Raw genomic sequence first — 6,813 nt, 5'->3', positions numbered from 1 at the left:
TGAGGTCTAGCTGCTCAACCACCTCTACAACAAAGCGAGCAAGATGCACCTCTGGCAGATAATCCTGAACAGTGGCAGGAAAAAAGTCAGGGATGTCTCGGTCAATGGGTCTGAAAGTCCATTTGTTCATTGGCTGGCTGTCTTTTACGATCTTGCGGGTATTATACTCAAAAGTTGTTCTAAGTCCGACAGGCTCCTAGCAGTCATCTGCGTACTTTGTATGCAGAATTGTAGAGGTTGAACATAGTGTTCAGGGATGTAGACAGCTGATATCAGGAATAGTTTCTGATCAATCGATCAGCCACTCGAAAGGTAACGTTATTGTGGATTGAAAGGCATATAAATGAAGTAAGACTCTATCGATAGAGGTGAGTGCTAACTATCGATAGAGGTTCTTTAAAGTATAAATTCAAGGTTGACTATATAACCTGGCTTAGAAAGGTCTGGAGCCGTTCGTTTTCAGGAGCATCAAAAAACGCATTGGGCTCACTGTCTACCAGCAGCTCGCCAGCATCCATAAACAACACCCGGTCGGCCATTTCCCGGGCAAAGCCCATTTCATGGGTAACCACAACCATGGTCATGCCTTCTTTTGCCAGCTGTTTCATAACATCCAGTACTTCACCGACCATCTCCGGGTCCAATGCGCTGGTGGGCTCATCAAACAGCATAATGCGGGGTTGCATTGCCAGTGCTCTGGCGATGGCGACTCGTTGTTGTTGGCCGCCGGATAATTGTGCGGGAAAACTGTCTGCTTTATCTGAAAGACCGACTTTTTGCAGGAGTGTTCTAGAGCGCTCTTGCGCTTCGGCACGACTGATTCCTCGAACCTTCATGGGTGCAAGACAGATGTTATCCATCACCGATAAATGCGGGAACAGGTTGAATGACTGAAACACCATGCCCACTTCTTCCCGGAGTTTATTGACGTCACCGGGAGTGGTCAGGGAGATGCCATCAACGACAATTTCACCGTCGTTAATGGTTTCCAGCTGATTCAGGGTTCTAAGAAAAGTGGATTTGCCTGAGCCGCTGGGACCAATCACCACCACCACTTCCTGTTCATAAATGGTTTGGGAAACATTGCGCAGCGCATGAACCCCATTGGGGTAGATCTTTTCTACCCCAGTCGCCTGGATGATGACTTCAGTCTCTGACGGCATACTTCACCTCCATGCGACGCACCAGCCAGGAAAGGGTGGCCGTTAACAGTAAATACAGCAGTGCAATGCTGAACCACACTTCAAATGGGCTGAAGGTGACACTGACTACTTCTCGACCCGCTTTGGTCAGATCGGTTAGCGATATAACGGATACCAGCGAAGAGTCTTTTATCAGGTTGATAAACTGCCCAGCTAAAGGTGGCAATACCCGTTTAAACGCCTGTGGCAGAATAATGTAGCGCATGGTCATGGAACGACTCATGCCAAGGCTTCTTCCGGCTTCCATCTGCCCTCGGCTGATGGACTCAATGCCTGCACGAATGATTTCTGCAACATAGGCGCCGGTGAAGACTGACAGCGCCACGACGCCAGCGGTAAACCGCTCCAGATCTAATACCGTCCCAATAAAGAAGTAGACAATAAAGATTTGAACCAGCAATGGCGTACCGCGAACCAACTCAACATACACGGTTGCCATATGCCGCAGTGCCGGATTGGGTGAAATACGGGCAAGCCCTGCTAATGCGCCAAGCACAATGGCAAAAACAATGGAAACCAGTGATAACTTAATGGTCATCCATAGGCCGGTAGCAATAGGCCCGGGCTGCCATTGATAATTGGTTGCTAGAAGGTCACCCTCAAAAATCAGGTCTCCTTCAAAAACGGCAATCTCCTGATAATCAGTAAAAGACATCTGTTCACTGCTGTCATACTCATTAACCAGTGTCAATTGTCCTTTATCGTTTACTTCAATATTGCCGTCGAATTCAGCCCGGAGTTCTTCCGGAGCCTGGTAAAGAATGTACTGGGGGATTCGGTCCCAGCGCCAGATGTAGTCAATAGCCTGACTTGATTTGTAGATACCCAGACCCAACAGCAGCAATAAGGCAGCGAAGACCAGATTCCAGAGAATCTGGTTAGGCTGCTTTTCCATTTGCAATGGCTGGCCTTTAACGGGTTTACCGGTCATCACAAGGCGTTACTTCAACGTCTTCTGCCATTCGGAACTTTCGAACCATTTGGCGTAGATTTTATCGTAAGTACCGTCACCTTGAATTTGGGTCAGGAAGTTGTTCAGCCAGTTGATGAAGTCCGGGTCGCCTTTACGCACACCCCAGGCCAGAGGCTCATAGGTAAATGGTGAGTCCAGGTGAACCAGTTTTCCAGGGTTTTGGCTGGAATAAATAGCATTGAATGGGAAGTCATAAACAAAGGCGTCTGCTTTGCCGTTGAGAACCTCGATGGCGCCATCGGATTCAGTTTCAAACAATCTCAACTTGGCTTTGCTCAGGTAACGCTTAGCGGCGATATCGCCAGTGGTACCCAGCTTGGATGCAACAATGTACTTAGGGTCGTTCAGATCTTTATAAGATTTGATTTCATCTTCAAGGCCTTCACGAACCAGTACACTTTGACCAATGACAATATAAGGGTTAGCAAAGTTGATCTGCAGGTTGCGCTGAGAAGTCAGAGTCATACCGGCCATGATGATGTCGAACTTGTCCGTCATCAGTGCAGGAATAATACCGTCCCATGCAGTGTTAACAATTTCCAGCTTAACGCCCATGGCTTTAGCCATTTGACGAGCGACGTCTACATCAAAGCCAACGATCTTGCCTTGCTTGTTGGTCATCTCGAAAGGCATATAGCCAGCATCCAAACCAATACGCAGAACTTTACGCTCCATGATTTGGTTCAGGGTGGATTCTTCCCAGATTTGATTATAAGAGGCGAACAGCGATGAGCTGAATGCCAGTAGGAATGCCAGCAGGGTGGTTATTTTTTTCATTGTTACTCCTTAAAGCAGGCGGATATCCTGTTTATCCGATGCCGGTTATCTTTATTATCTTGCTGACTGTTCCGTGTCTGCTACACCTCGTAATAAAATAGTTCTACGAGGAAACAGTTCGCATTGTACATACTCTGTTGTGCATTACCAGCGCAATAAAACGGTGATTAACTGGGATGAAGTTTAGTAACTTCTAGAGTTGAAATTTATAAATGGTAAATCAATATCTATCTTTGTTGTTGATTCAGAAAATGGATAAGTAAACGCTGGGCACAATATGATCGGTTTTGACATGAATGGGATGTTTCTATTATTTAAAGTTTGATTTTATGTCAGTTTTAATAATTATGAGTGAATAGTATTTTAAATGGCTTTTGATAAATAAAGCATTATATAAAGCCTTGAACCATTGTGAACGTCTGAATGTCAAACTCAGTAGTCATTAGGGGTGTAATTAAAAGTGTTCCCGATGTGGTGAAAATTCAAATTTCATCAGCTGTTACCCCGCATGAATAATCGGTATCAAAAATAGAAAATTCACAAAATTACAGACTGTTGAACACTTTTAATTACACCCAGTCATTAGAGTTGTTTAATGGCGGTTATTTATGCTTGTTTGAGGTATTTAAAATGGCAGACGTATCTAAAAACACTCTCCCTGCAACTTCTTATAGTTCAACTAGTGTGGTGCGCCGTTCTTTTTGCTGCTTAAGCGGCAATTAGCTCGAACTACCTTCTCCAGTATGTCATTAGCCTTGGCTGTCCATATAAACGGCTTGGGCTTCTCGTTATGTTTTTCGATATATTCCTCTATTGCCTCCACAAGCTCTGGAACACTTTTGAATACCCCTCGACGTAAACGCTGTGTGGTTAAATCTCGGAAAAACCTCTCAACCATGTTCATCCATGAAGCTGATGTCGGTGTAAAGTGAACGTGGAATCGCGGGTGCTTTTCCAGCCACTCTTTTACCTTCGGATGTTTATGAGTTGCGTAGTTATCACAGATAAGATGTAAAGACTTATCTTTTGGGGTTTCCCGATCAATCTGTTTCAAAAACTTCAGCCACTCTGCATGAGTATGCTTTTGCTGGCATTGACCAATAATATTTCCTGTAAGTACGTTCAGTGCTGCAAACAAGGTAGTTGTCCCATGTCGTTTGTAATCATGAGTCATTGTCGCAGCACGTCCCTTTTTCAGAGGTAAGCCCGGCTGTGTGCGATCAAGTGCCTGAACCTGACTTTTTTCATCACTGCACAACACTAGGGCATGTTCTGGAGGAGTCAGATAGAGTCCAACGATATCCTCAAGCTTTTCCACAAACTTTGGATCACGAGAAACTTTGAATGTCTTTTCCAGGTGAGGCTTAAGGCCATGGGCTTTCCATATGCGACGCACGCTTGTCGCACTGATGCCAGCGGCTTCAGCCATAGAGCGAGTGCTCCAGTGAGTAGCATTATCCGGCTTTGTTTGAGTGGTCAAACGAACGATTTCCGTAGCATTAATCTGTTTGTTACGACCACCACGAGGAAGGTCTTTCTCTATTCCCCGAAAACCTTCAGCTACATAACGAACTCGCCAACGGCTTACTTGTCCCCGTTCGATATTTAATGCTTCCGCAATTTCAAGATTGGTTTTTCCATCTGCAGCCAAAAGAATAATTTTAGAACGACGGGCAATGCGTACAGAGCTTTTATTTGACGACGATAGACGTTTTAGTAGTTTTTGTTCCTGTTCACTCAGGCTTATCTTGGCTGCGACTCTCATAGATAGTATCCGTCCTTAGATGCTCTTACCTATAATGGCACAGCGAGATTATTTATGTTGTATTAAATGCAGCTCACTACACTAGTTATTCCGCCGAAGCAGAGCCACTAAATGGGAGCAAGGAGGATGTTGAAGGCAGTAAAAAGGCATCCAGCGAGCACGGTTGTGGCTGGGGGGCTAGGAAAGTTGTAGCAGCTGTTGTTGGCGGGGGGGCAGGGTAGCGGCGACTGTAGTAGCGATTTATTTTGGTACTCGATCTGGTGACAGTGGAAAGATGCTTGAAGTTGTTCAGTCAGGTCTGATGTCAGATCGGAATGTGACAGGTCTCAATGTCACTAGCTCGAGTTCTGGTAACTCCATGCTGTCTCCTTCAGGACAATCAGGCAAGCCTGATAATTCAATGTTAACCCCTTTGTTACCTAACGATGAACAGGCAGTGGATGCTGATGTAAAAACAGTTTCTTCTACAGTCTCCACAACGGTGACAACTACAACGGAAAAAACGGGCTCTATTGCTAAGGGCGTCGGAAGGGATGTTTCGCCACCTAAACTTGAAGATCAGAATGATCTTGCTCAAGCTAAGAAAAATAGCAGCAAGGTGGTTGAGGCAGATAATATGAAAAATGTTGATAAGCCTGCTGGTGAGCATGAAGATATGATGCAGGGGGGATGACCCGAACACTACTGTCCGGTTAAGCATAAACCAGCTCCAAACTCCCCTGGTTCTGGGGTAAATTGGCTTCAATTCTATCCGGCGGGTCACTGAATAATTCCAACAAAGAGCACCGACGGGTCAGGTTAAGACTGATTCTTCGGGCTATTTGCTGTAACGACAACTTGCAGGATGTTGTGATCTGAGCCAAGCGCAGCAGGAGGTAGGCAATCATTGCTGTAAGCACCTGTATTTTTACTGCATTTTCACTGCGCTCAAGGAACCGCTTGACCTTCAGATTCTGTTTAATCCACTTAAAGAACAGCTCGATCTGCCAGCGGGATTTATACAAGGCAGCAATCTCTGCAGCACTTCTCCTCAGATCGTTACTGATAAACACCAGTACTTTGCCGTCTTCTTTCCGGCAAATCCTGACCCGCCTGAGATCAACCGGGCAGTCTTTTCTACCTTTGTCAGAAGAGAGCCTGATGATTTGGTCTTCCAGAATAGAGTCTTCTGTTGTTTCACGACATTCGACGACTTCATAGACTGYTGATGTTTTCATCCTGCCCACAAATTGCGTGCCCTGACAGGTCATTTCGTGATACCAGCTGTAGTCGTCGTAAGCCCGGTCAAAAACATAGGTGACACCTGCCATGATGGGAAGGTTCTGAGCCGCTTTGCAGTCATTCTTCTTGGCGGTGGTCAGTTCGAAAAAAGTGGGAGTATCGGCCTTCGGGTCATACACCGTATGAAGCTTTATGCCGCCTTTAGTTTTTCGAAAATGCGCCCACTCAAACTGGTTCAAATTTAAGTCAATGGTCGTGGAATCAATCAGGCGCACCATTTCATTGCCCGCTCCCCGAGGCAGATGGCTTCTGACCTTTTGTAGTAGAAAGAAAAAGGTTTCTTCGAAAATACTGGCCGCCCGAGTGCTGTTGGCATCCGACAATGAAGAACGCTTTATGCGAGAGACACCCAAATGGTAATGGTGGTTGTGGCAGGCATTAAAATTCTCAACCAGATCCCGAATGGAAACCCGGCTGGCCAGTTGAGCAAACATCATGGCAACGAGTTGAGTCCAGCATGACAGAGTCCTGATTCGATGATCCCCGTTGTGGCGATCAACGACCTTCTGAAACTGATGACGTGGGATTGTTTTGAGTAACTGTTGGAAAACGCTGTTATGATGCTTCATGCCTGTCTTTCTTGTTCTGTAAAATAGCTGTCTCGACAACCGCTATTTTACCGTAGATCAACAGAGACAGGTACTTCAGTTCTTCCCCGGATGTTTAACCGGACAGCAGTGAGCCAGAAGAACCATTTGCTTCTCAAGATCACCGATCAATAGGGCTAAGTTACCGTTAATGGTTGAATCAGCTAAACTCCTATAAAATCAACGTGGTAGGGGAGTGATATGCAATCTGAACTCTTCCAGAATTTT

General features: G+C 45.6%; 6 protein-coding genes. 1 reads left to right on the top strand and 5 read right to left on the bottom strand.

The window, feature by feature from the left end:
* Positions 1-419: 419 nt before the first annotated feature.
* The 4 genes from AKL11_RS15590 to AKL11_RS15575 form a co-directional block, all read right to left on the bottom strand.
* On the bottom strand, positions 420-1,163 hold the full coding sequence (locus AKL11_RS15590) for an amino acid ABC transporter ATP-binding protein (RefSeq protein WP_067519084.1): 744 nt from the start codon (positions 1,161-1,163) through the stop codon (positions 420-422).
* Positions 1,147-2,133 carry an amino acid ABC transporter permease gene (locus AKL11_RS15585; protein ID WP_245673237.1) on the bottom strand — a complete coding sequence of 329 codons (987 nt, stop codon included), beginning with the start codon at positions 2,131-2,133 and terminating at the stop codon, positions 1,147-1,149. Before AKL11_RS15585 ends, AKL11_RS15590 begins: the two co-directional genes overlap by 17 nt.
* A 9-nt stretch (positions 2,134-2,142) precedes the next feature.
* A complete protein-coding gene (locus AKL11_RS15580) occupies positions 2,143-2,952 on the bottom strand; it encodes a transporter substrate-binding domain-containing protein (RefSeq protein WP_067519082.1) in 810 nt (269 codons plus the stop codon).
* 679 nt (positions 2,953-3,631) lie between these two features.
* Positions 3,632-4,717: an IS630 family transposase gene (locus tag AKL11_RS15575; protein ID WP_067519080.1), complete on the bottom strand. Its 1,086-nt coding sequence runs from the start codon at positions 4,715-4,717 to the stop codon at positions 3,632-3,634.
* Positions 4,718-4,991: 274 nt separating this feature from the next.
* On the opposite strand from AKL11_RS15575, the gene AKL11_RS15570 reads away from it, so the two are divergent.
* Positions 4,992-5,390, top strand: coding sequence for a hypothetical protein (locus tag AKL11_RS15570; RefSeq protein WP_067519078.1), 399 nt, complete (start codon positions 4,992-4,994; stop codon positions 5,388-5,390).
* A gap of 19 nt (positions 5,391-5,409) precedes the next feature.
* On the opposite strand, the gene AKL11_RS15565 is transcribed toward AKL11_RS15570, so the two are convergent.
* Positions 5,410-6,567 (bottom strand): IS4 family transposase, encoded by a 1,158-nt coding sequence (locus AKL11_RS15565; RefSeq protein ID WP_067519076.1) that lies wholly within the window; start codon positions 6,565-6,567, stop codon positions 5,410-5,412.
* Between the last annotated feature and the right edge of the window lie 246 nt (positions 6,568-6,813).

Origin of the sequence: Endozoicomonas ascidiicola, from assembly GCF_001646945.1 — a bacterium.
Lineage (GTDB): Bacteria > Pseudomonadota > Gammaproteobacteria > Pseudomonadales > Endozoicomonadaceae > Endozoicomonas > Endozoicomonas ascidiicola.
Note: the sequence above shows the minus strand (reverse complement) of the source record. Positions and strands in the feature narration are given on the sequence as shown.

Coding starts and splice junctions, on each gene's coding strand:
- AKL11_RS15590 (WP_067519084.1), bottom strand. CDS start 1,163: ATGCCGTCAGAGACTGAAGTCATCATCCAGGCGACTGGGGTAGAAAAG.
- AKL11_RS15585 (WP_245673237.1), bottom strand. CDS start 2,133: ATGACCGGTAAACCCGTTAAAGGCCAGCCATTGCAAATGGAAAAGCAG.
- AKL11_RS15580 (WP_067519082.1), bottom strand. CDS start 2,952: ATGAAAAAAATAACCACCCTGCTGGCATTCCTACTGGCATTCAGCTCA.
- AKL11_RS15575 (WP_067519080.1), bottom strand. CDS start 4,717: ATGAGAGTCGCAGCCAAGATAAGCCTGAGTGAACAGGAACAAAAACTA.
- AKL11_RS15570 (WP_067519078.1), top strand. CDS start 4,992: ATGCTTGAAGTTGTTCAGTCAGGTCTGATGTCAGATCGGAATGTGACA.